At 38.8% G+C, this 23,076-nt stretch carries 18 protein-coding genes, 21 tRNA genes and 2 rRNA genes; 6 read left to right on the forward strand and 35 right to left on the reverse strand.

Features of this window, described 5'->3' with window-relative positions:
• Positions 1-2: 2 nt before the first annotated feature.
• A complete protein-coding gene (locus AC4G3N_RS16610) occupies positions 3-476 on the reverse strand; it encodes an S-ribosylhomocysteine lyase (protein ID WP_066109199.1) in 474 nt (157 codons plus the stop codon).
• A gap of 136 nt (positions 477-612) precedes the next feature.
• Between AC4G3N_RS16610 and yidD the strand changes: the two genes are divergently transcribed.
• From yidD to AC4G3N_RS16630, 4 genes are all read left to right on the forward strand, one after another.
• Positions 613-846 carry a membrane protein insertion efficiency factor YidD gene (yidD, locus tag AC4G3N_RS16615; RefSeq protein ID WP_066109201.1) on the forward strand — a complete coding sequence of 78 codons (234 nt, stop codon included), beginning with the start codon at positions 613-615 and terminating at the stop codon, positions 844-846.
• A gap of 109 nt (positions 847-955) precedes the next feature.
• A complete protein-coding gene (locus AC4G3N_RS16620) occupies positions 956-1,915 on the forward strand; it encodes a metal ABC transporter solute-binding protein, Zn/Mn family (RefSeq protein WP_066109202.1) in 960 nt (319 codons plus the stop codon).
• Positions 1,916-2,023: 108 nt separating this feature from the next.
• Complete coding sequence (locus AC4G3N_RS16625; RefSeq protein ID WP_077248189.1) at positions 2,024-2,185, forward strand: DUF1540 domain-containing protein; 162 nt, start codon at positions 2,024-2,026, stop codon at positions 2,183-2,185.
• A 17-nt stretch (positions 2,186-2,202) separates the two neighbouring features.
• Positions 2,203-2,406, forward strand: coding sequence for a hypothetical protein (locus AC4G3N_RS16630; protein WP_066109205.1), 204 nt, complete (start codon positions 2,203-2,205; stop codon positions 2,404-2,406).
• Positions 2,407-2,439: 33 nt separating this feature from the next.
• On the opposite strand, the gene AC4G3N_RS16635 is transcribed toward AC4G3N_RS16630, so the two are convergent.
• From AC4G3N_RS16635 to AC4G3N_RS16660, 6 genes are all read right to left on the reverse strand, one after another.
• On the reverse strand, positions 2,440-2,571 hold the full coding sequence (locus tag AC4G3N_RS16635; protein WP_257469186.1) for a hypothetical protein: 132 nt from the start codon (positions 2,569-2,571) through the stop codon (positions 2,440-2,442).
• An 85-nt stretch (positions 2,572-2,656) separates the two neighbouring features.
• The gene (locus tag AC4G3N_RS16640; protein WP_491090721.1) at positions 2,657-4,099 is read right to left on the reverse strand and encodes an o-succinylbenzoate--CoA ligase; all 1,443 of its coding nucleotides are present in this window, start codon (positions 4,097-4,099) and stop codon (positions 2,657-2,659) included.
• Positions 4,100-4,259: 160 nt separating this feature from the next.
• Positions 4,260-5,078: a 1,4-dihydroxy-2-naphthoyl-CoA synthase gene (menB, locus tag AC4G3N_RS16645; protein WP_066109208.1), complete on the reverse strand. Its 819-nt coding sequence runs from the start codon at positions 5,076-5,078 to the stop codon at positions 4,260-4,262.
• Positions 5,079-5,080: 2 nt separating this feature from the next.
• Positions 5,081-5,905, reverse strand: coding sequence for a 2-succinyl-6-hydroxy-2,4-cyclohexadiene-1-carboxylate synthase (gene menH, locus AC4G3N_RS16650; RefSeq protein WP_257469185.1), 825 nt, complete (start codon positions 5,903-5,905; stop codon positions 5,081-5,083).
• Positions 5,895-7,652: a 2-succinyl-5-enolpyruvyl-6-hydroxy-3-cyclohexene-1-carboxylic-acid synthase gene (gene menD, locus AC4G3N_RS16655; protein WP_066109215.1), complete on the reverse strand. Its 1,758-nt coding sequence runs from the start codon at positions 7,650-7,652 to the stop codon at positions 5,895-5,897. The genes menH and menD overlap by 11 nt, the downstream gene beginning before the upstream one ends.
• Positions 7,649-9,058 (reverse strand): isochorismate synthase, encoded by a 1,410-nt coding sequence (locus AC4G3N_RS16660; protein WP_491090706.1) that lies wholly within the window; start codon positions 9,056-9,058, stop codon positions 7,649-7,651. Before AC4G3N_RS16660 ends, menD begins: the two co-directional genes overlap by 4 nt.
• 476 nt (positions 9,059-9,534) lie before the next feature.
• Between AC4G3N_RS16660 and AC4G3N_RS16665 the strand changes: the two genes are divergently transcribed.
• A complete protein-coding gene (locus AC4G3N_RS16665; RefSeq protein WP_066109220.1) occupies positions 9,535-10,470 on the forward strand; it encodes a 1,4-dihydroxy-2-naphthoate polyprenyltransferase in 936 nt (311 codons plus the stop codon).
• A gap of 136 nt (positions 10,471-10,606) precedes the next feature.
• The gene (locus tag AC4G3N_RS16670; protein ID WP_066109223.1) at positions 10,607-11,356 is read left to right on the forward strand and encodes a TraR/DksA C4-type zinc finger protein; all 750 of its coding nucleotides are present in this window, start codon (positions 10,607-10,609) and stop codon (positions 11,354-11,356) included.
• A gap of 228 nt (positions 11,357-11,584) precedes the next feature.
• Here the strand turns inward: AC4G3N_RS16670 and AC4G3N_RS16675 are convergent, their stop codons facing one another.
• The 28 genes from AC4G3N_RS16675 to AC4G3N_RS16810 form a co-directional block, all read right to left on the reverse strand.
• On the reverse strand, positions 11,585-13,996 hold the full coding sequence (locus tag AC4G3N_RS16675) for a glycogen/starch/alpha-glucan phosphorylase (protein WP_066109224.1): 2,412 nt from the start codon (positions 13,994-13,996) through the stop codon (positions 11,585-11,587).
• A 5-nt stretch (positions 13,997-14,001) separates the two neighbouring features.
• Positions 14,002-15,429: a glycogen synthase GlgA gene (gene glgA / locus AC4G3N_RS16680; RefSeq protein WP_066109225.1), complete on the reverse strand. Its 1,428-nt coding sequence runs from the start codon at positions 15,427-15,429 to the stop codon at positions 14,002-14,004.
• Entirely contained in the window at positions 15,426-16,454 is a 1,029-nt protein-coding gene (locus AC4G3N_RS16685) for a GlgC family sugar phosphate nucleotidyltransferase (RefSeq protein WP_066109229.1), read from the reverse strand. The genes glgA and AC4G3N_RS16685 overlap by 4 nt, the downstream gene beginning before the upstream one ends.
• 22 nt (positions 16,455-16,476) lie before the next feature.
• Positions 16,477-17,631 (reverse strand): glucose-1-phosphate adenylyltransferase, encoded by a 1,155-nt coding sequence (locus tag AC4G3N_RS16690; RefSeq protein WP_066109232.1) that lies wholly within the window; start codon positions 17,629-17,631, stop codon positions 16,477-16,479.
• On the reverse strand, positions 17,573-19,552 hold the full coding sequence (gene glgB / locus AC4G3N_RS16695) for a 1,4-alpha-glucan branching protein GlgB (RefSeq protein WP_066109235.1): 1,980 nt from the start codon (positions 19,550-19,552) through the stop codon (positions 17,573-17,575). Before glgB ends, AC4G3N_RS16690 begins: the two co-directional genes overlap by 59 nt.
• A gap of 1,156 nt (positions 19,553-20,708) precedes the next feature.
• Positions 20,709-20,780 (reverse strand) — tRNA-Glu (locus AC4G3N_RS16700).
• A gap of 3 nt (positions 20,781-20,783) precedes the next feature.
• Positions 20,784-20,874 (reverse strand) — tRNA-Ser (locus tag AC4G3N_RS16705).
• 5 nt (positions 20,875-20,879) lie between these two features.
• Positions 20,880-20,954: transfer RNA gene (locus AC4G3N_RS16710), tRNA-Asn, on the reverse strand.
• 11 nt (positions 20,955-20,965) lie between these two features.
• Positions 20,966-21,039 (reverse strand) — tRNA-Ile (locus AC4G3N_RS16715).
• A gap of 11 nt (positions 21,040-21,050) precedes the next feature.
• A tRNA-Gly gene (locus AC4G3N_RS16720) sits at positions 21,051-21,124 on the reverse strand.
• A gap of 6 nt (positions 21,125-21,130) precedes the next feature.
• Positions 21,131-21,206, reverse strand: a tRNA-His gene (locus tag AC4G3N_RS16725).
• 23 nt (positions 21,207-21,229) lie between these two features.
• A tRNA-Phe gene (locus AC4G3N_RS16730) sits at positions 21,230-21,305 on the reverse strand.
• 65 nt (positions 21,306-21,370) lie between these two features.
• Positions 21,371-21,447 (reverse strand) — tRNA-Asp (locus AC4G3N_RS16735).
• Positions 21,448-21,452: 5 nt separating this feature from the next.
• Positions 21,453-21,526 (reverse strand) — tRNA-Met (locus AC4G3N_RS16740).
• Positions 21,527-21,573: 47 nt separating this feature from the next.
• Positions 21,574-21,666: transfer RNA gene (locus tag AC4G3N_RS16745), tRNA-Ser, on the reverse strand.
• An 8-nt stretch (positions 21,667-21,674) separates the two neighbouring features.
• Positions 21,675-21,751, reverse strand: a tRNA-Ile gene (locus AC4G3N_RS16750).
• A gap of 4 nt (positions 21,752-21,755) precedes the next feature.
• Positions 21,756-21,832: transfer RNA gene (locus tag AC4G3N_RS16755), tRNA-Met, on the reverse strand.
• Between the two features lie 28 nt (positions 21,833-21,860).
• A tRNA-Ala gene (locus tag AC4G3N_RS16760) sits at positions 21,861-21,936 on the reverse strand.
• A 12-nt stretch (positions 21,937-21,948) separates the two neighbouring features.
• A tRNA-Pro gene (locus AC4G3N_RS16765) sits at positions 21,949-22,025 on the reverse strand.
• Between the two features lie 8 nt (positions 22,026-22,033).
• Positions 22,034-22,110 (reverse strand) — tRNA-Arg (locus AC4G3N_RS16770).
• A 19-nt stretch (positions 22,111-22,129) separates the two neighbouring features.
• Positions 22,130-22,215 (reverse strand) — tRNA-Leu (locus tag AC4G3N_RS16775).
• Between the two features lie 14 nt (positions 22,216-22,229).
• Positions 22,230-22,304: transfer RNA gene (locus tag AC4G3N_RS16780), tRNA-Gly, on the reverse strand.
• A gap of 7 nt (positions 22,305-22,311) precedes the next feature.
• Positions 22,312-22,393: transfer RNA gene (locus AC4G3N_RS16785), tRNA-Leu, on the reverse strand.
• Positions 22,394-22,403: 10 nt separating this feature from the next.
• Positions 22,404-22,479 (reverse strand) — tRNA-Lys (locus AC4G3N_RS16790).
• A gap of 7 nt (positions 22,480-22,486) precedes the next feature.
• Positions 22,487-22,562, reverse strand: a tRNA-Thr gene (locus AC4G3N_RS16795).
• Positions 22,563-22,659: 97 nt separating this feature from the next.
• A tRNA-Val gene (locus AC4G3N_RS16800) sits at positions 22,660-22,735 on the reverse strand.
• Positions 22,736-22,743: 8 nt separating this feature from the next.
• Positions 22,744-22,860: ribosomal RNA gene (rrf, locus tag AC4G3N_RS16805) — 5S ribosomal RNA — on the reverse strand.
• Positions 22,861-22,992: 132 nt separating this feature from the next.
• Positions 22,993-23,076, reverse strand: a 23S ribosomal RNA gene (locus AC4G3N_RS16810); the annotation flags it as partial.

A 23,076-nucleotide genomic window follows, 5' to 3' on the forward strand; every position in this document is an offset into this window, starting at 1 on the left:
GTTTATGCAAATACTTGTTTTAAATCTTCTTTGCTTTGTGTCAGCCAAAATCTCATCAACTTTTTTGCACCTTCAAGGTCATGAAGCTTGGCTTGACCGCATTGTTTTTCGTTAGCCGCGGGAATATCAGTTATCTCAACAGCTTCTTTCATGGTTTTATCAAGCACATCTATGATTTCTTCAACAGTTGGCTCACCGCTGACCACCAAATAAAATCCAGTTTGGCATCCCATGGGTGAAATATCAATGATATCAAAGTGAGAATAACCCTCAGAATATTTCCTGATATTAAACGCCAACAGATGCTCTAAAGTGTGAATCGCATCTGGCTTCATGGCCTGTTTATTTGGCTGGCAGAAACGAATATCAAATTTGTTAACAACTCCATCGCTTCCTACTTTATGAACACCACAATGACGAACATACGGGGCCTTAACAGCATTATGGTCCAAATCAAAACTTTCAACAGATGGCATTATAAAACCTCCTTTTAAACTTATTACTAATTTTACCTTTTCTCCATCAATATTTCATCTCTAAAGTTTGAAGTTTGCCCTTTCAGGCATTATGATATGGTTGTATCTAAACATTCTAATTAAGGAAGTTCATATTATGAAAAAAATATTACTAAAACTAGTCCGTTTTTATCAAGTGGCCATTTCACCTATGAAGCCGCCAAGTTGTAGATTTTATCCAACATGTTCTCAATATGGCCTTGAAGCAATTGAGCGTTTCGGACCAGTAAAGGGGACCTGGCTAACCATAAAACGAATCTCTAAATGCCATCCACTGCATGCCGGCGGGTTTGATCCTGTACCTGAAAAACAAGAAAAAAAAGACTCTTGATTTACAAGAAAAAGCCGTGTATCATACTAGATATGCAAATCGTAATCTTTTCGATTTATATTTTTGCTTAACAAATCGTAATGAATACGATTAACAGGAGGATACTACATTGAAAAAAATATCATTTATATTCGCACTCATACTTGGTGCATCTATTTTTCTTTCCGGATGCAACAGCGATAATAGCACGGCTGATACTAAAAATGAAAACCAGCTTTCTATTTATACAACTGTTTATCCATTACAGTATATGGCTGAGCAAATAGGTGGTGAACATGTAAATGTATCTTCTATCTATCCGGCAGGTGTAGATGAACATACATTTGAACCAACACAAAAGGATATTATCAATATCGCAGAGTCTGATTTATTTTATTACGTTGGATACAATTTAGAAGGCTTTGTAAATAACGTGACCAAAACATTGGGAAACGAAAATGTGGAAATGATAGCTATTGGTGAAAAAGTAAATCTTGATACTCATGGACATGAAGAGCACGAACATGAAGATCATGAGCACGAAGACGACGGCCATAATCATGGTACAGTCGATCCGCACTTATGGATAGATCCACTATATGCAAAAGAAATGGCTGAACATATTAAAGACACACTGATTGAGAAAATGCCTGAACAAAAAAGTGCCTTCGAGGAAAATTACGAAACACTGGCTAAAAAGTTCGATGAGTTAAATACAGAATATACAAAGGTATTCAGCGAAGCACCTCATGATGAATTCCTTGTTTCTCATGCTGCGTTTGGATACTGGGAAGAACGTTATGATGTAGATCAAATAAGCGTCTCCGGTATATCTACATCCGAAGAGCCTACTCAAAAATCACTTGAGAAGTTAGTGGATACTGCCAAGGAACATCAACTTAAATATATTTTAGTTGAACAGAATATAAATAGTAAATTAACGGATATTATTAAAAAAGAGGCTAATTTGACTGCATTGCCTATTCATAATCTATCTATCCTGACTCAGGATGATATTGATTCAGAACGCGATTATTTTTCAATCGCGAAGGATAATTTAGACTCACTGCAAAAAGCTTTAAATGATTAATCACGTAAAAGCCCGAATTCTTTTGGATTCGGGCTTTTTTCTTCCTGTATTTACTTTACATATAAGAGGTGAAAAGAAGCATTCTAACAAAAGAAAGGAGAGATTTTTATGCCAAATGGTGTTAAATGCTCTGTGAATTCCTGCCACTTTTGGAAACAAGGGAATAAATGTGCAGCAGAAAAAATTCAAGTAAATATGTATTCAGAGGAACGTGCTTATAAAAGTGGCGATACTGGATGCAAAACCTTTCGCCCAGCTGACTTTTTATAAACGAAAGGCTGTCATAAATGGATATCAATCACATACTCCGAAATTTTAACGAGGATTTACAAAATTCCAATTCCTTAACATTTCCTATATGCGTGGACTCTTTTACGAATTATTGGAGTACCGAATTCGGATCCCTTGATGAATTACCGAAGGAAGTAGACCAGCTTATAGCTAAACGGGGATTGGAATTAGGTTTACTGGAAGAAGAAATAAATCAATAAAGAAAAGCGCCCTGTGACCCAGGCGCTTTTCCCTTAGTAACTTTTCTTTACTAATTCGACAACTTCTTTTTCTGCCACATTTGTTATTGCGGTTATAACTGATAATGGGAGTCCGCGACGCAACAAGATCTCAGCAATCAAGTATTGTTTTTTCGAACGAGCCATTTCTTCCCCGCCTTCTTATGTCTTTTTTTCCATTATACAGGATTTGATAGCCGAATTGAATAAGTCCAACACCCAATATTCAGAATTAACTAAAAAAATTAATTAACTCTCTTCTCACTATTTTGTTTGAAGCATTACGGGGTAACTCCTTACCCATCACTACTTTTTTAGGAATTTTATATCGCGCCAGCCTGGATTCACAAAATTCGATGATCTCTGTCTGTTGTAAATGGCTCGCTGGAAGAGGGACTATTACGGCTGCTGGAACGGCTCCCCATTCATCATCGCTAAGACCAATGACTCCCGCTTCTTTTACGAAAGGATGCTCCATCAAAACGGATTCTATTTCAGCCGGATAAATGTTTTCTCCACCAGAAATAATTAAATCAGAGCGTCTATCAATGACAAACAAATACCCTTCCTCGTCGATATAACCGATATCACCTGTATAAAACCAGCCATCCTGGAAAGATTCCGGTGCCCTTCCATGAAGATACCCCGGAGTTACATTTGGGCCTTTTACTGCAATCTCTCCCGGTACACCAACTGCAGCAATCCTTCCATCCACAATAATTTTTATCTCACATGGCAATAATGGCTTACCGGCAGAGCCCAGTTTTCGCGTTGCATCTTCAGGAGCCAGCGTGACGATTTGAGAGCATGTTTCTGTCATACCATATGTTTGAAAGACAGGTGTGTTTTTATCCGTAGCCTTTTTCAACAACGCCATAGGTGCTGAGCCGCCCCCTAACAGCATACAGCGAAATTCCTCAGGGTATGTCCTTTCTCCTAAATCTTCAAGCATTCTTGTCAAAGTATTCGTCACAACCGAGCAAATCGTAATCTTCTCTTTCCAAATAGCTTCATTTGCTTGTACAGGGTCGAATCCTCTTTGCAAAACAGTCTCTATCCCATAAATGACTGATCTTAAAAGGATAGATAAACCACTTATATGGAATAGCGGCATAAAGCAAAGCCATTTATCATCATCGCGCAACCCTAAATTTAGAGCAGACCCAATCGCACTCCAATAATGGTTTCCCATCGTTTGCTGAACGGCCTTAGGCTTACCAGTCGTACCTGATGTGTACATAATAGTTGCCGTTTGATTAAACGATAAGTTCTTCTTTTCTTCAAATGACTTTGCCTTAGCCTTCTCTAATTGTTCCAGCCTTAGCACGGAAATATCCAGTAACATTTCGTTTTCTGATATGAGAAAATCAGCCTGAGCATCTTCTAATTGCCACTCTTTTTCCCGATCTGTTAAACGAGTATTCAATAGGACAATTTTGGCGCCAATCAGGAGAAGAGCATGTATCGTAAAGACCATCTCCGGCCGATTCTTCATGTTAATTCCAATTACATGACCTTCCGCAACACCCAACTCCGTCAATTTTTGAGCGTATAAATGGGCCATTTCATATAACTCTCTAAACGTCCACTTCTCTCCCTCAAATGAAAGAGCCGTACGCTCCGGAGTCACATACGCCCGTTGAATCAAAAACTGCGGAACAACCGTATCATGCATCAACATCTTTTCAACCTTCCCTCTGAACTCCTTCATGATCTCTCTGACCATCAAAGCGTACTTAAGTACAAATACAAATTAACCTCTATCACTCTAACTGATACTTACATGTACATAAAAACAGCCTGACGGTAGGCGTCAAGCTGTTTTTCGTTCTCCATTAAGGGAATCGTGGGAATTGGTCAAAGTCTGGATTGCGCTTTTCTTTAAAAGCATCGCGGCCTTCTTTGGCTTCATCTGTTGTATAATAAAGCAATGTTGCATCGCCTGCCAACTGCTGAAGTCCAGCCAGTCCATCTGTATCCGCATTGAAAGCTGCTTTTAGGAAACGAAGGGCAGTTGGGCTCTTTTCAAGCATTTCCTCGCACCATTGCACCGTTTCTTTTTCAAGTTGCTCCAATGGAACTACTTTGTTTACCAAGCCCATATCAAGTGCTTCCTGCGCATCATATTGACGGCACAAGAACCAAATTTCTTTTGCTTTCTTATGGCCTACGATTCGAGCTAAATATCCTGCACCATAACCTGCATCAAAGCTTCCAACCTTAGGACCGGTTTGGCCAAAACGTGCATTTTCAGCAGCAATTGTTAAATCACATACAACATGCAGTACGTGACCTCCGCCAATAGCATAGCCTGCTACCATTGCCACAACAGGTTTTGGAATAACACGGATCAAGCGTTGAAGATCAAGAACATTCAGACGAGGAATTTCGTCTTCACCCACATATCCGCCATGACCGCGAACCTTTTGGTCACCGCCAGAACAGAATGCCATGTCACCTGCGCCTGTTAAAATAATAGCACCTATTTCTTTATCATCCCTGGCACGGGAAAAAGCATCAATCAATTCCATTACTGTTTTTGGACGAAATGCATTGCGTACCTCTGGACGGTTGATGGTAATTTTAGCAATACCGTTATATCTTTCATATAAAATATCTTCATATGTACGAATGGTTACCCAATCAAAAGCCATTTCTAATTCCTCCCTCTAATAAACTCACTTACTATTCTACCAAATATTTTGGGTTCTTCCACGTGTATTGCATGGCCAGTGTCATTTATTGTTTCAAATTGGCATCTATTAAGGCAATTCTGCATTTTTAAGGCCAATTGAACGAACTTTTTATCCAATGCTCCCGCGAGCAATAAAACGGGAAAATCCAACTCCTTTAATTCACTCCAAAATGAGGGCTGTGAGCCTGTACCCATTCCCATTAAACTATTTTGCAAGCCAATACTGGTATGGGATACTCTCTCCTGCCTAATTTCTGCTTTCTTGCCATTCGACAGTCTTTCTTGTGAAGCAAATAACGGAATCTTCTCCCAATCATCTACAAAACTATCTATCCCATATTCTCTGATACGTTCTGCCAATTGTGCATCACTATGAGCCCTCGACAGTCGTTCGCCTTCATGTTCCAAGCCTGGTGATGAGCTTTCTAAAATGAGAGTCCGAACAAATTCAGGATATAAAACAGCAAACCCCAATGCCAGTCTCCCTCCCATCGAATAACCAAGAATATGTGCACTTTGGATATTTAAAGCGATTAAAATGTCCTTAATATCTTTAGCAGCCTTTTGCATTTCATATCTATCAGGATCAATAGGCGCTTCTGTCAGACCATGCCCTAATAGATCCAGACTGATAAACTGAAAACAATGTTTGTAATCCTGAATAAATGTATTCCACGTATTCATGGAACCCGTAAATCCATGCAAAAGAAGTACAGGCTGTCCTACTCCTTGCAATTGCACGTGATACTTTACTCCATTAATGGATAACATGAGTTTATTCGCCATCATTCATCATTCTTATTTCCCGGGAAACATGCTGAACGACTTCCCTGTATCTTTTCACATCATAGGAACGACTTGTACAAACTTCAACAATACAGAAATCCGGATTGGCTACCCAGTCCTGAATGGAATCAGTCACTTCTTCCCAAGTTTCCGGATTTTTATAGTTTGCTCCATACAAAGCAGCTGTATGATTAAAGTGTAAGCCATGAGGCGTACCAAAAAGCTCTTCAAAATGTTTTTCTTCAGCAGACTGAGGCAGGTAAGAAAAGATTCCACCGCCATCATTATTCACAACCAAAACCAGAAGCTTTAATTGATACATTTTAGCTGCCAGGAAACCATTCATATCATGAAATAAGCTGAGGTCTCCAAGTGCCAGTACAGTTGGTATTTCAGAGGAAGCGCTGATTCCTGCAGCAGTTGAGATAAGGCCATCTATCCCGTTAGCTCCCCTGTTTGCCAATATCCTAATCTGCTTAGTTGTTTGAAAGAAAAATGAATCTACGTTTCGAATAGGCATGCTATTGCCAACTACTAAGTTAGCTTTTTCCGGAAGTAAACTTTCCAATAGAGAAAATAATTTACCTTCCTGCATCCCTGTTTCATCCTGTATAGTCAGCAGCCCTTCTTTCGCCACTTCATTCATTCCTTGCCAAAGAGAAAGCCAATCTCTTCTTTCTGTATTTGCATGTACAGTAAGATTTTCTCTAACCGAGTGACAGAAAGCGGCCTCATCACAATAAACCATATGGGTACTTACTCCCGCTGGCTCTCTCCAGCCGCTGCCCCCATCTACTACAATATGATTTGTCTGTTTACACTTTTTCACAAATTGCAATACTGGTTTAGAAACTGGCATTGCACCAAACCGAATAATTAAATCTGGTGTAATTTTCCCGTGTATTGCTTCTTCCTTCAGAAAAGTATCATAGGTTTCAATTACGTGCTGATTTCCACCTGCCCTTAATTGCGATAAAGGATCAGCAAGAATCGGATATCCCGTTGCTTCAGCGAAATTCAAAACAGCTTCCTTAAAATCAGGTTGGTCAATAGGACCACAAATAATAATCCCTTTTTCGCTTTCCTTAATTAAACGAAGATATGTATTCAACTGAGAATCAGCCAGCTTACGGTGTCCATGTGCAATATCGATACACGCATTTGAATGGTCCGTTCTACGAATCCACTTTTCCATTTCGCTTAAGATTGGAATGAGTGGCTCTCGTAAAGGGAAATTAACATGAACAGGTCCGGCAGGCTCCAGAATTGTATTACTGATGGCTCTGCTTGCTACAGTGCGTGCATACTGGAGCATCATTTCTCCGGAATCAGGCAGAGACATTTCTACAAACCATTTCACATGCTTCCCATAAAGGTTTATTTGGTCGATGGCCTGTGGTGCTCCAACATCTCGTAATTCATGCGGACGGTCAGCAGTAAGAACAATTAATGGCACTCTTGAATAATAGGCCTCTACGATAGCAGGAAAGTAGTTTGCAGCCGCTGTACCTGATGTACATAACAAAGCGACAGGCTTTCTCTTTTCCTTAGCCATCCCAAGCGCAAAAAAGGCGGCCGATCTTTCATCGATATTAATATGAACATTCATATCCGGATGTTCAGCCATACAATAGGCGATTGGTGTAGATCTGGATCCCGGACTAATGACAACATCATTCACTTCCGCTCGGGCTAGTTCATCTACAAAGGATGCTATAAAAGCAGTTAGCTCTTCTTGGTGATTCATATATTCCTTCCCTCCAAAGCAGAAAGCATGGGTTTAAATTTCACTTTTGTCTCCATATATTCACTTTCGGGATTTGATTTTTCTACAATCCCACAGCCCGCATATAGAGATGCTTTATCCTTCTTTAATAAACCTGAGCGGATTCCTACAGAAAAGTCACCATTTCCGTATATATCCATCCACCCTATTGGAGCAGCATAAAATCCTCTATCCATACCTTCATATTTTTCTATTTTCTCCATAGCAATATTTCTTGGCGAACCTCCCAAAGCAGGTGTTGGATGAAGCAATTCCACAAAGTCCAAAACAGAAGTGCCGGGCAGACTCACACAATTTACCGGTGTATAAAGATGCTGTATATTTTTTAGCTTCATTAATACGGGAGCATCAGGAATATTAATCTCGATGCAATGCTCTTCCATCGCCTCTTTAATCATATTGACCACAAACTGATGCTCGGATCGATTTTTATCATCATTTAATAATTCATTTCCTAGGGCTGAATCAATTTCTTCATCTTCATTTCTTGGCGTTGACCCTGCCAAACATGCAGAAAATACAGCCGGCCCCTCTTTTTTAATCAGCCTTTCCGGAGAAGCACCTATAAAACAATCATCCCCTGATTCAAGCCCAAAAATAAAGCTTCCGTTTTGCTGAATCATTAAATTCTCAAGTACTTTATAAGATGGAACTTCATCTTCAAATTGCAAACTTAATTCACGGGCCAGGACGATTTTCTCCATCTGTCCGTTTCGGATATCCTCGACAGATTTTAGTATAGCCTGTTTCCACTCTTCCACAATATGTTCTTGCCGTTCTATGATAGCTGGCATTTCTTTTTGGCCAGAATCAGACATAGACAAAAAAGCATCTCTATCTTCGATAAATTGGCGTACCTCTTTATCTGACATATGAGGAGTCAAATATATAGAGGAAGTTAAGTATGAACCATGATTTGTTTCTGTAATTAAAAACTTAGGTATATAAAATAAATAACTGCCAAATTGGCTCCAATTGGAACCCGGCTCTGTATTTTTAGAGTTAAAGGAAAAACCGCCAAAGCATAAAGGTCCTGTGCCTTTTCCAGAGTTAACCCCATTCACAATGGCTGACTCCATTAGGGCGGCCCATTCTTCCTTAATATCTTTAAAACGTTTTTCTCCATTAGTAAGAGATTGTATCTTATGTGCTTTTCCGATCCCGGCTAAATATAATTCATTATCCGGATCTTTCCAGTAAAATCGCTCACCTTTATATAAACACTCACTAGATTGATAGATATCGATCGGTTTCTTATTGGTAACGGCCTCAACATGACTGAATAAGATTGGCATAGCAATCCTTTTTACTGTATGTAAGGCTTCAGTCAATCCCTGTTGAATATCTGTCATTTGCTTTATTGCCATTCAAATCCCTCCGTTGCTCCTATATCCAATAAACCTATTTAAAGATACACCTGTATAAATTAAGCTGTCAATTTTTGTAGTTTCTTAATTTTCATTTTAAAGCTTATATTCTTATCTCCATTTGATAGCGATTCCATTGCGTTTGCCTCCTGTATGGAATGTCTTCTATTCACAAGAATGGAGTACATCTCAATAAACAAACCATCAAAATTATTTTCCCTATTAATATGGATCCTTACTATTATAATATCTTTTTCATAAAGCCTGAACCATTATGACTTTCTAACAGGTCTACTATAGAGGATAAATGTATTGACACTTGCTATCACATTTACCTACACTGATTTAGTATAGTAATAATAGTGGAAATGATATGAGTAGTAGAAATCTTAAAATATTATATTTTATACTAATAGTTTAACATATTGATTTACCACTATTCGCTAGTAACTTATAACGTAAAGGGGATTAACAAAATGCAAGATCACTCGCATACTCCTGCGAAGACAGGATTACCCAGGAAAAGTTGGCGGGTATGGTGGAAATTAACCAGGCCACACACATTAACAGCTGGTTTTACACCTGTGTTGGTTGGAACAGCGCTGGCTCATGAACATATACCTTCGCTGAATATCGGGTTATTTGTGGCTATGATGGCTGCCGCACTGCTTATCCAAATTGCCACGAACCTATTTAATGAATATTATGATTTCAAAAAGGGACTCGATAATGAGGAATCCATTGGGATTGGTGGCGGAATCGTACATGAGGGTTTATCACCAAAGTCGATTCTTACATTAGCACTCGTTCTGTATGGTATATCAGCACTGATAGGTGTTTATATATGCGCAAATAGCAGCTGGTGGTTGGTACTCATCGGATTATTATCAATGTCAATGGGATACTTATATACTGGTGGACCGCTCCCAATAGCCTATACCCCATTTGGCGAGATTACATCCGGTTTCTTTATGGGCTGCCTAATTATCTTGATTTCTTATTTTATTCAAACTGGAAATGTGACATTAGATGCATGGCTCGTAACTGTCCCATTCTTTTTGACTGTGGGTGCTATTTTGTTATCAAATAATATTCGCGACAGAGTCGGGGATAAAAAGGGCGGCCGAAAAACATTGGCAATCCTCATTGGCAAGAAAAATGCCATTATCGTACTGGCAGCCATGTTTGCTCTCTCCTATGTATGGGCATTCGTACTAGTGTTCTCAGGTATTACTTCTCCTTGGACATTACTTGTGCTATTGAGCATTCCAAAAGCGGTACAAGCCGTGAAAGGATTTGTTGGCAATGATACTCCACCGGAAATGATGCCTGCCATGAAAGCAACAGGCCAAACGAACACTTTCTATGGTCTTTTATTTGCATTTGGTATGTATATTGGATTCTTCTTCTAAATCTTTTAATAAGCCTCTTAGTAGAGGCTTATTTTTTTCTGCTCTAATCTTGCTATTTCTCTTAAATGTTTTTCTACTGTGTGATGGGGTAAATGTAACAATACAAGTTACTTATTACAGTTAAGGAAGTGGTAGCATGCTAAGTAAAAATCAACTTCAAGCTATAACAGATAGATTAAAAGAACAAAAAGAAGAATTTCAAAGCAAATTAAATACAAAAAGAAACAGCCGACTCGACCTAAGTGAGCGTGAAGCATCCGGAGAACTATCATCCTATGATAATCATCCTGGCGATCTCGGTACAGAATTATTTGAGCGTGAAAAAGATGTGGCTCTGGAAATACATGAAGAAGAGCAATTGAATGAAATTGAAACAGCGTTGTCTGCAATAGAAGAAGGCACATACGGTGTATGTAAAGAGTGCGGAAAGGATATTCCATACGAAAGACTTGAGGCCATTCCATCCACTCTCTATTGTATCGAGCATTCAAAAAAACAGGAATTAAGCAATCACCGTCCAATTGAGGAAGATGTCATTCAGCCACCAAAGCCAGATTCCCTTCAAAGAACATATGATCATCGAATAGAAGACTACACAGACAGTTATCAAGAAGCCGCCCAATACGGAACCTCGGAAACTCCATCCGATATGGTTAGAGATGCAAAAGGATATGAAGATCTTTATCCAGATCAAACAGAGGATGAAGGTTTTGCAGATGAAGTTGAGTCATTCGTTGGTAATGGTCCAGACGGAGAACGTAAAGTATATCAAAGCGATGCAAAAACCGATTATGAAGAACGCCTGGAAGATGAAAACCTAGAGTCAAATTTAGGAGATATTCCTTACCGAAAAAGAGATAGTTATGTGGACAACAAGAACAAATAAGGCAGCCTATTGGCTGTCCTTTTTTCTTTGCTGCTATATATAACTATAACCTTTCAAGAAGTTCCAGTGAGCTGTTTTTCATTTGATAATTATCTAATTAATAGTTCATAACAGTTACATATGACAAAAAGTAGCTTCTACATATTCAAAACATTACACATGGTAAAAAGGCAACCTATATTCCTTTAATCAATGGAATATAGATTGCCTTTATCTATTTTACATAATTTATTTGTTTCTTTGATTTATAGGGTTTACGTTCCAGATGTCTGTTGCATATTCCTGAATTGTTCGGTCACTTGAGAAAAATCCTGAATTAGCAATATTTATTACACTTGATGAGTTCCATTTCTTTTTGTCTTGATAAGATGCCTCTACCTTTTCCTGTGTACTTGCATAGGAACCAAAATCCCTTAATACAAAATATTGATCATTTTCTAATAGCAGGGAATCATATATCATATCAAACATTCCAGATGTATTCGGGAAGAATCCATTAATTAATTGGTTTACAGCCTGATGAATTCTTCGATCAAGCATATAGTATTCTGAGGAGTGATAACCTCCATGTGCGTTGTAATTCATAACTTCCTCTGACGATAATCCGAATGTAAAGATATGTTCTTCTCCGACTCTCTCAAAGATTTCTACATTAGCCCCATCCATTGTACCGATGGTCAAAGCACCATTCATCATAAATTTCATATTACCTGTTCCTGATGCTTCTTTACTTGCAGTCGAAATTTGTTCACTTAATTCAGCTGCAGGGAATATTTCTTCAGCCAGAGATACCCGATAATTTTCGAGAAATACGACCTTTATATAATCTTTTGTGTCCGGATCATTATTTACTTTATCCGCCACGGTGTTAATCAATTTAATAATTTTTTTGGCATAGTAGTATCCTGGGGATGCTTTAGCTCCAAATATAAAGGTACGCGGATATGGCTTGAAATTTGGCTCTTCCTTCATTCGATTGTATAAATACATAATGTGAAGAACATTTAGCAATTGGCGTTTATACGCGTGCAAACGTTTGACCTGGACATCAAAAATACTATCTGGATTAACGGTTATACCATTTTGTTCTTTAATCCGCTTAGCCAGCTTTTTCTTATTGTCTGCTTTCACTTTCATTAGCTCTTCTAAAAAGGAAGAATCCGTACTAAACCGCTCCAATTCCTTCATATATACCGGATCAATTTGCCATTTATCGCCGATTGCTTGCGAAATTAAACGGGAAAGTCCTGGATTGGATTTCAATAACCATCTGCGATGAGTAATACCATTGGTTTTATTATTAAACTTTTCAGGAAAAACCTGATAGAAATTGTTCATTTCTCTCTTCTTGAGAATCTCAGTATGCAGATGGGCTACTCCGTTTATACTATGGCTGCCTGCAATAGCCAGATGGGCCATTTTAACCTGATCATGAGCAATGATAGCCATATCCTCTATTCTTTGCCACTCACCCGGATACAGCTCCCATAATTGCTGACAGAACCGCTCGTTAATCTCATTCACAATCATAAAGATCCTTGGCAATAATGGTTGGAATAAACGAATTGACCATTTTTCCAATGCCTCAGAAAGCGTCGTATGATTCGTATAAGATATCGTTTTTGTGGTTACTTCCCATGCTTCTTCCCATGACATTTTTTCTTCATCCAATAAGATCCTCATTAATTCCGGGATGGCCAGAACAGGGTGAGTATCATTTATATGTATTGATACGTATTCATGCAATTTGCTCATAGGAATATTCTTTTTGCGGTATGTCTTTAATATGGTATGCAAACTGGCTGAGACAAGGAAATACTGTTGTTTTAAACGCAGAATTTTCCCGCTGTCTTCTGTATCATCCGGATAAAGAAATTCTGATACCAATTCTGTATCACGCTTGTAACGCATAATATCGCGATGATAAGGAGCCGGGGCAGGCTCAGCATTCCACAATCTGAGTGTATTCACCGTTTCATTCTGATAGCCAACAACCGGTATGTCATAAGGTACAGCCATTATTGGCTCTGTATCAATATGACGGAAACCTAAACGGCCATCAGAATCTGTATAGGATTGTACTTCTCCCCAAAAAGGTACCATTACTGCCTGATCGGCTTTTCGAACCTCCCATACATGTCCATTTTGAAGCCATTGCTCTGGATATTCAACTTGTACGCCATCAATGATTTTTTGCTCAAATAAACCATATTTATAGCGAATACCACATCCATGACCAGGCAATTCCAAAGAAGCAATGGAATCCATGAAACAAGCAGCTAATCGGCCTAACCCACCATTACCGAGCGCAGAATCCGGCTCAAGTGTTTCCAGCTCCGAAAAGCTAATCCCTAAATCCTCAAGCCCGTCTTCCACTACTTTTTGTATGCCAAGATTTAAGACATTACTCCCCATAATTCTACCAAGTAAAAATTCAATTGATAAATAGTAGACCTGCTTTGTCTTCGTTTCTCTATATAATTGATTGGTTTTAATCCAATTCTTACTTATATATTCACGAATCATAATTCCTAAAGTATGATATTGCTCCTGCGGAGTCGATTCTGAAAATGTTTTTCCATAAGACATTTCAAGCTTAGATATAAAGGCTTCCTTAAACAGTTCTTTATTATCAAACATCTAAATCAGATCCTCTCAGTCAAGTCTTTATACAAAACCTCATACTCTGCTGCTGAACGTGCCCAGCTATAGTCCTTCTTCATCGAGTTCTTAACAATCTTTTTCCACTCAGAAGGATTATGATAAAAAGATAATGCCCGACGTATTGTATAAAGCATGTCATGAGCATTAAAGTTAGTAAATGAAAAACCATTGCCCTCGCCAGTAAATTCATTATATGGCTGTACAGTATCTCGCAGACCCCCTGTTTCCCTAACAATCGGCAATGTACCATATCTCATTGCTATTAATTGGCTTAATCCGCAAGGTTCAAATTTAGAAGGCATAAGGAACAAATCAGCTCCAGCATATATTTGATGGGCTAAATCTTCATTAAAACCAATATGAACCCTTAATTTATCCTGATACCATTGGGACGTATAACCAAAGAAATGCTCGAATTGCGGATCGCCTGTACCCAGCATGATCATTTGGATATCTTCCTGCAAAATCTCATGGAATACAGCTCTAACCAGATCAAAGCCTTTCTGAGAGGTTAAACGCGATACAACGGCAATCAGCGGCTTGCTATCATCTACCGGTAAATTGAAATACTCCTGGAGATAACGTTTATTCGCTTTTTTGCCTTTCAGAGAATTGACTGAAAACTCGCTGGCAATCGCAGCATCTTTTTTTGGATTATATAAGTCATTGTCAATTCCATTTAAAATCCCATATAAATCTGAGTCTCTTGCCTGAAGCAATCCATTCAGACGCTCACCGTAATAGTCAGTTTTAATCTCCTCTTTATAAGTAGGGCTGACAGTAGTTATTGCATCTGCATAAACCAGTGCTGATTTCATAAAGTTGACGTTCCCGTCAAATTCCAACTGGTTAAAGTAGTCATCATGAATCCCCAGTACATCATCAAGAAAACTTTTTCCATAAATGCCTTGGAATTGCAAATTATGAATTGTAAATATATTTTTGATGTTTGCTAATTTCGTATTCTGGTGCTGAGTTTTCAATAAGAATGGAATCATTCCCGTATGCCAATCATGTGTATGAATAACATCCGGTAAAAATGGAATATGATAAAGTGCTTCAACAGCCGCTTTACAGAAATAAGCAAAACGTTCACCATCGTCAAATTGCTCATAAAGTTTTGGTCTATGGAAATAATATTCATTATCCATAAAGTAATAAATGACACCATCATATTCAGCTTCAAAAATACCGCAATACTGTCTTCTCCAGCTTAACTGAACTTCAAATTCAGCAATTTTTTTCGCTGAATTAAAAAAATGAGTAGGTATCGTCCCATACTTAGGAAGCAACACTCTTACCTCATGACCTAACTTTTTTAATTCTTTAGGAAGAGAGCCGGCTACGTCAGCCAGCCCTCCAGATTTAGCAAAGGGTACACATTCAGATACTACAAATAATACATTCACGAGTTCATCAACGCTCCTTGTTTTACACCTTTTTGAATAACAATTGGTTGGAATGGAGACCCAATCAGAACTGTTCCATCAGCAATTTCTACATCCTTATCGAGGATTACATAATCGAGTTTGCAATTCTTACCGATTTTTGTTTTTTGCATGATAATGGAATTTTTAATGGAAGTACCTTCATCAATATTAACGGCCCTAAAGATGATACTGTGCTCTACTTCACCTTTTATGATAGAGCCGTTGGCAACCATTGATTGGCTTACATGAGACTTCTCACTATACTTGGATGGCGGCTCATCCTTAACTTTTGTATAGATAGGACATTCCTTCATGAATAACTGACTCCAATTTTCTTCTTTAAGAAGATCTATACTTGATTGAAAATAGGCATTAATAGAATTGATATTCGCCAGATAACCTTCATACTGATAAACACAGATAGCGAAGTCGGAATAATGATCTTCCACAACATCCTTTAAACATTTGTACCCAGTTTGTTTCCGCTCGTCAATTAATTTAACAAGCAGTTCTTTTTTAAGGATGAACATTTCAAGTGATTCTTTATCTTTTTTGATTTCCGTAATATCACATTTGTTTTGTATATGATATTTAAGAACAGCATTAAAATCGATATTGCAAACGGTTTGACTGTTAGCAACAATCACATACTCCTGTTTACTTCTTTCAAGATAGGTCATATGATAAGCAAAGTGATCAAACGCATGAACCTCACCAGATACATCTTCTGTATGAGGCACCGGGAGGAAGAATAGTCCATCTCTTTTTCTATTCAAATCCCAGTTCTTACCTGTTCCCAAATGGTCCATTAACGATCTGAAATGTGCTTGTGGATAAACAGCTACATTAGATATTCCCGAATTAACCATGCTTGAAAGAATAAAATCTATTAAACGGAAACGACCAGCTATTGGTAATGCTGCAACATTCCGACTTTTTGTTAAAATATCCAGTGATTCAAAACTATTCGTGGCATCTATAATACCTAATAGTGATTTACTCATATTTTCAACGCCTTTCACTATATCAAGATAATTTTATAACATTTTCTTCTGTTAACAGTTCAGGATTAACCAATATAACATCTTCATCATCAATAGGTCTGATCACCTGGTTATCCGGTATAACAGCACCTGGAGGAATAATAGCCTTTTCAATATAGACATTCTTTCCGATAACGGCATCTGACATGATTACAGAATCTTTAACATGTGCGTCTTTGCCAATCTGTGCTCCATAGAAAACGACTGATTTTTCCACCTTACCTTCAACTATACATCCTTCGTTAATCAGTGATTCTTTAACCTCTGCTTTGTTAGATAGATATTGTGGTGGTCTGTTCGGATTAACTGAATAAATGCGCCATGAATAGTCATAAAGATTTAATTCACACTCTTCATCCAGTAAATCCATATTAGCTTCCCAATAACTTTTCAGTGTACCAACATCTTTCCAATATCCTTCAAATGGATAAGCATATACCTTTTTATCATCATTTAATAATAAAGGTATGATATCCTTACCAAAATCCCTTGTTGAATCTTCATTTTTAGCATCTTTTATCAAATAGTCTTTTAGAACTTTACGATTAAATATATAGATACCCATAGAGGCTAAATTATTTTTCGGATTTTTCGGTTTCTCTTCAAATTCCATTACAGAATAATCTTCTCTGGTGTTCATGATTCCAAATCTGCTTGCTTCATCCCAAGGAACAGGAATAACAGAGATAGTCGCATCTGCTCCTCTTTCCTCATGGAAGCTCAACATTTTATCATAATCCATTTTGTAAATGTGATCTCCTGAGAGAACAATCACATAATCCGGATCATATTGATCGATATAGTTTAAGTTTTGGTAAACCGCACTTGCTGTACCCGTATACCATCTCATTTCCTTTGAAGCAGAATACGGAGGTAATACAGTTACTCCGCCATCTTTTAAATCGAGATCCCAGGCACTTCCGTTAGAAAGATAGGAATTAAGCAATAACGGCTGGTATTGCGTTAATACCCCTACCGTATCTATTCCAGAGTTCGTACAGTTACTTAATGTAAAATCTATAATTCTATATTTACCGCCAAATGGGACTGCCGGTTTTGCAACATCAGCTGTCAAAGCCTCAAGCCTTGTTCCTTGTCCTCCTGCCAGTAGCATTGCGACTATTTTTTTCTTTGCCATTTTTATTTAACTCCTTCCGTTTTTTAATGGGACGCAGTACAGTAATTCCAAATGGAGGTACCTTAATCTTTACGTGATATGGTCTCCCATGAAAAGAACCTTCTTCTGCGATGATTTTCTTTTTATTAACATGATCGCTTCCACCATATTGGACAGCATCACTATTTATGACCTCTTTGTACTCCTGTTTATCAGGTACTCCAACTTTATATTCTTCATAAGATATATTTTTGAAATTACACAGTACTATCAATGGATTTCCTTCTCGATCACGACGAATAAATGAGAATATGGACTGATCGGTGTTATGAACATCAATCCACTCAAATCCTTCAGGATAATCATCTAACTCATATAACGGCTTTGACCGTTTGTAAAACTTTAGTAAGTCTGCAAAGAAATGATTTAATGTTTGATGAGAATCATAATTTAGTAGATGCCAATCAACCTGTTCTTTATCCTTCCATTCTGAGAACATCCCCAGCTCTCCACCCATAAATAATAATTTTTTCCCCGGGTGGGTTGTCATAAATCCCATGAGTAATTTCAACTGAGAAAATTTTTCTTCGTAGCTTCCTGGCATTTTATCAAGAAGAGATTTTTTACCGTGGACCACTTCATCATGTGACAAAGGTAAAATAAACCGTTCCGTATAAGCATACATTAAGGAGAATGTTACTTTATTATGAAGATCCTTTCGAGAACACGGATCTGATTCCATGTACTCTAAAATATCGTTCATCCAACCCATATTCCACTTATATGTAAATCCTAAACCTCCCTCACTAGCTGGCTTAGTTACGTTAGGCCAATCAGTTGAGTCTTCAGCCATCATAAGAACTGTAGGATCGGATTCTTTTACAACTTGGTTAAGTTTCTGTAAAAAATCTATAGCATGTGGATTAACGTCACCACTATATGTATTGGGCCAATAAATGATATTTGCGACAGCATCCACTCTAAATCCATCTATGTGAAAATACTTCATCCAATATCTTGCGTTGGATATTAAAAAACTATGAACTTCTGGTTTGCCCAAGTCAAAATTTGCTGTTCCCCATACTGGATTCTCTCTGTGTTTGAGATCAGAGTATTCATAAACAGGTGATCCATCAAACATAAATAAACCATGAGCATCTTTACAATAGTGACCAGGTACCCAATCAAGCAATACACCTATGTTATGCTGATGACATTGATCGATAAAATATTTCAAGTCTTCAGGCCTGCCATATCGGCTTGTTGGTGAATAATAACCTGTACTCTGATAGCCCCATGATCCGTCGAACGGATGTTCAGTTAGTGGCATTAGCTCAATATGTGTAAAGCCCTGTTCAACTACATAGGGGATGAGTTCATCAGCCAGGTCACGGTATGTATAAAATTCCTCAATCTTGCATTCATCGCTCGGTATAGACACTTGGCCTTCCTGGATATGTTTTCTCCATGTTCCTGCATGAATTTCATAAATAAACATGGGGTTCTCATCTTGTTGTTTCTTTGTTTTTTTCTTAAGCCAAGACGCATCATTCCATTTATATGAATCATCTATAGGATATACGACAGATGCCGTATGAGGCCTTATTTCTGAATAGAAGGCATACGGATCACTCTTTAGAGCTATGGCTCCAGATGCTGCTTCAATTTCATATTTGTATATATGTCCGTCCAGGTTTTTATCTACCAGAAGCGTCCAAATACCCTGTTCAGAAACTCTTTTTAATTCATAACCGTTACCATTCCAATTATTAAAAGAACCCACCAAGCGTATCTGACGGGCGTTTGGTGCATATACTGTAAACCTTGTATGTATATCATCATTTACCTTTATCAAATGGGAACCGAACAGTTTATATGCATCATAAAGAGAGCCTTCATGAAACAAATGGACCTGATAGTCTGTTGGGATAGCATTAGGCATATTATCACCCTTTCTCGAATTTTCTCAATATACTAATTAAACTACTTATTCTGTAACTAAATCAAATGCAAAAATTGTTAATTTAGCTCTAAAAAGCTTTTTTTCACTACTTTTTGGAATTAGTAAGATAAATTAACAGGTATCAGTATAATATATCCAAAATATAGTATATAGAAACTTAAATACTATTATTTTTATGTTAAATATTTCATTATATTGAGAAAAATATCAATGAAGTGGTCTACCACTCAAAAACGAGTTAATTAATTAAAATGTTTACTTAATAAAGTTGTGTAAGAAAATATTAAACTATTTGTTTATTATAGTATTTATCTATAGTAAACAAAATATTCTCATAATTCAAGACCAAAAAGGGAACTTAGATACTTTGGCATATAATATATCTTTCAACATAGAACTTTAGGAAATACAATCGAGGAAAGGATGATTGTGTTGAGTTAATTCTTCTGAGGGCTTCTTTATAATCGATTGAGGATTTAAGAATTAGTATATTCTCTATAAGAGAACATTATCCGTGAAATTTTTTAAATACAAACCTTTACAATTACTTTCCATTGTCTCACGGATCTACTGATTAAAGCAAGACTTAAATAAATGATACCCTCTCAGAAAACTATAAGAAGATGTCTATGCGAGCTTCAATTGCTTATTTATGTTGATATATGGATCATATGAAGGTTTATCGTGAGGCATATTTAATAGCAGAATTTAATACTTAATTTAGGTGGAGTGGAGGTTCGAACAGTAAAATTAGTATAGGGCAAAATGAGAAGGGCTTATAGCAATATTTTCCCAATTCCCAAATGGGGAAACAATTCAAGAATTGACTCACACATCTATTCATATTACAGGTAGAAGTAGATTTTCAATTTGGTTGATATAATCCTTACTAAAGAAATCATAAAATTTTACTTGGTATTCCTCTTAAAAGTACTTGATGATCAGTTCGGCTTTATTCTCGTTCTATTTTAGACTTTAACCGTTATTAGAATTTTACCTTTGCCTTCTTATAAGGCGTTTAGGAGACAATGTATTGACGGACTGAGCTCTTTTGGCAGTTATGTTTTAATTATTAAGATTTCATTTATTAAAATAATATATAAAAAAACCATGTACATCATGTACATGGTTTTTATGACCCCTACGGGATTCGAACCCGTGTTACCGCCGTGAAAGGGCGGTGTCTTAACCGCTTGACCAAGGGGCCAAATGGCGGAGAAGGAGGGATTTGAACCCTCGCGCCGGTTACCCGACCTACACCCTTAGCAGGGGCGCCTCTTCAGCCTCTTGAGTACTTCCCCAAATATGGCTCCGCAGGTAGGATTCGAACCTACGACCGCTCGGTTAACAGCCGAGTGCTCTACCACTGAGCTACTACGGAATAATGGTATATGGGCCTAAATGGACTCGAACCATCGACCTCACGCTTATCAGGCGTGCGCTCTAACCAGCTGAGCTATAGGCCCGAAGTAAAATTTGGAGCGGGTGAAGGGAATCGAACCCTCATCATCAGCTTGGAAGGCTGAGGTTTTACCACTAAACTACACCCGCACTCTATGGGGCGGCTGATGGGAATCGAACCCACGAATGTCGGAACCACAATCCGATGCGTTAACCACTTCGCCACAACCGCCGTGCATTGTCTTTTTAAAGTTATGGTGGCTCAGGACGGAATCGAACCGCCGACACAAGGATTTTCAGTCCTTTGCTCTACCGACTGAGCTACTGAGCCGTTTTGTATCTTTGTATTTCTCTGATGCTGCTCAATGTCTTACTGATGAGCTAACATTTTATAAATGGCGGTCCGGACGGGACTCGAACCCGCGACCTCCTGCGTGACAGGCAGGCATTCTAACCAACTGAACTACCGGACCATTTATTGCGGGGACAGGATTTGAACCTGCGACCTTCGGGTTATGAGCCCGACGAGCTACCAGACTGCTCCACCCCGCGACAATAATAATTTGTTTCCATATACTACAAGGTATTTAAGGTATATATGGCGGAGGAAGAGGGATTCGAACCCCCGCGCGGTTTAACCCGCCTCCCGGTTTTCAAGACCGGTCCCTTCAGCCAGACTTGGGTATTCCTCCATATATAGTGGTGGACCTTGTAGGACTCGAACCTACGACCGGACGGTTATGAGCCGTCTGCTCTAACCAGCTGAGCTAAAGGTCCTATTTGGTAGCGGCGGAGGGGATCGAACCCCCGACCTTACGGGTATGAACCGTACGCTCTAGCCAGCTGAGCTACACCGCCAAATATTGAATCCTATTAAAGTTTATAATGGTGGAGCCTAGCGGGATCGAACCGCTGACCTCCTGCGTGCAAAGCAGGCGCTCTCCCAGCTGAGCTAAGGCCCCATAAGTTTTAGATGGTCGGGAAGACAGGATTCGAACCTGCGACCCCTTGGTCCCAAACCAAGTGCTCTACCAAGCTGAGCTACTTCCCGCAAAAAGATGGCGCGCCCGAGAGGAGTCGAACCCCTAACCTTTTGATCCGTAGTCAAACGCTCTATCCAATTGAGCTACGGGCGCATTTTTTGCAAAAAACTAGTGCCGAGGGCCGGTCTCGAACCGGCACGGTAGTCACCTACCGCAGGATTTTAAGTCCTGTGCGTCTGCCAATTCCGCCACCCCGGCATATAACTTGGCATTGGAGCGGAAGACGGGATTCGAACCCGCGACCCCCACCTTGGCAAGGTGGTGTTCTACCACTGAACTACTTCCGCATATAAGTGCGGGTGAAGGGACTTGAACCCCCACGCCGTAAGGCGCCAGATCCTAAGTCTGGTGCGTCTGCCAATTCCGCCACACCCGCATTTTGTAAATGGTGAGCCATGAAGGACTCGAACCTTCGACCCTCTGATTAAAAGTCAGATGCTCTACCGACTGAGCTAATGGCTCGTACTGATGGTGCCGGCAAGAGGACTTGAACCCCCAACCTACTGATTACAAGTCAGTTGCTCTACCAATTGAGCTACACCGGCTTAATAGATTTAAACGCTTTTCTAAGACGCTTAATTATTATAACTTATGTTTTTTATAATTTCACCAAGTATTTTTTGGTAATTTTTAATTTTATAATGGTGGAGGATGACGGGATCGAACCGCCGACCCTCTGCTTGTAAGGCAGATGCTCTCCCAGCTGAGCTAATCCTCCGTTTTATTGCCTAGCGACGTCCTACTCTCACAGGGACTCGCGTCCCAACTACCATCGGCGCTGAAGAGCTTAACTTCCGTGTTCGGAATGGGAACGGGTGTGGCCTCTTCGCCATCGTCACCAGACGATTTTGTCAGCGACATTTATTATTATATCGTATTTCTGACATTTTTCAAGAGAAATTTTAAAGAATTTTTATCTTTTTTTCATTCTCTCAAAACTGGATAATGTAAGTTTGGCAAGTATGCTTGATTCATTTGGTTAAGTCCTCGAACGATTAGTATCCGTCAGCTCCATGTGTCACCACACTTCCACCTCGGACCTATCAACCTGATCATCTT

The organism is Bacillus sp. z50 (genome assembly GCF_058313585.1).

Bases quoted from the DNA above. Each gene is read 5' to 3' on its own strand.
- AC4G3N_RS16670 (WP_066109223.1), top strand. From the start codon at position 10,607: ATGCTAAGTAAAAATCAACTTCAAGCTATAACAGATAGATTAAAAGAA.
- glgB (WP_066109235.1), bottom strand. From the start codon at position 19,552: ATGCCTAATGCTATCCCAACAGACTATCAGGTCCATTTGTTTCATGAA.
- AC4G3N_RS16665 (WP_066109220.1), top strand. From the start codon at position 9,535: ATGCAAGATCACTCGCATACTCCTGCGAAGACAGGATTACCCAGGAAA.
- AC4G3N_RS16660 (WP_491090706.1), bottom strand. From the start codon at position 9,058: ATGGCAATAAAGCAAATGACAGATATTCAACAGGGATTGACTGAAGCC.
- AC4G3N_RS16625 (WP_077248189.1), top strand. From the start codon at position 2,024: ATGCCAAATGGTGTTAAATGCTCTGTGAATTCCTGCCACTTTTGGAAA.
- menD (WP_066109215.1), bottom strand. From the start codon at position 7,652: ATGAATCACCAAGAAGAGCTAACTGCTTTTATAGCATCCTTTGTAGAT.
- menH (WP_257469185.1), bottom strand. From the start codon at position 5,905: ATGGCGAATAAACTCATGTTATCCATTAATGGAGTAAAGTATCACGTG.
- AC4G3N_RS16685 (WP_066109229.1), bottom strand. From the start codon at position 16,454: ATGAGTAAATCACTATTAGGTATTATAGATGCCACGAATAGTTTTGAA.
- menB (WP_066109208.1), bottom strand. From the start codon at position 5,078: ATGGCTTTTGATTGGGTAACCATTCGTACATATGAAGATATTTTATAT.
- AC4G3N_RS16610 (WP_066109199.1), bottom strand. From the start codon at position 476: ATGCCATCTGTTGAAAGTTTTGATTTGGACCATAATGCTGTTAAGGCC.
- AC4G3N_RS16640 (WP_491090721.1), bottom strand. From the start codon at position 4,099: ATGCATGATACGGTTGTTCCGCAGTTTTTGATTCAACGGGCGTATGTG.
- AC4G3N_RS16630 (WP_066109205.1), top strand. From the start codon at position 2,203: ATGGATATCAATCACATACTCCGAAATTTTAACGAGGATTTACAAAAT.
- AC4G3N_RS16675 (WP_066109224.1), bottom strand. From the start codon at position 13,996: ATGTTTGATAATAAAGAACTGTTTAAGGAAGCCTTTATATCTAAGCTT.
- AC4G3N_RS16635 (WP_257469186.1), bottom strand. From the start codon at position 2,571: ATGGCTCGTTCGAAAAAACAATACTTGATTGCTGAGATCTTGTTGCGT.
- yidD (WP_066109201.1), top strand. From the start codon at position 613: ATGAAAAAAATATTACTAAAACTAGTCCGTTTTTATCAAGTGGCCATT.
- AC4G3N_RS16690 (WP_066109232.1), bottom strand. From the start codon at position 17,631: ATGGCAAAGAAAAAAATAGTCGCAATGCTACTGGCAGGAGGACAAGGA.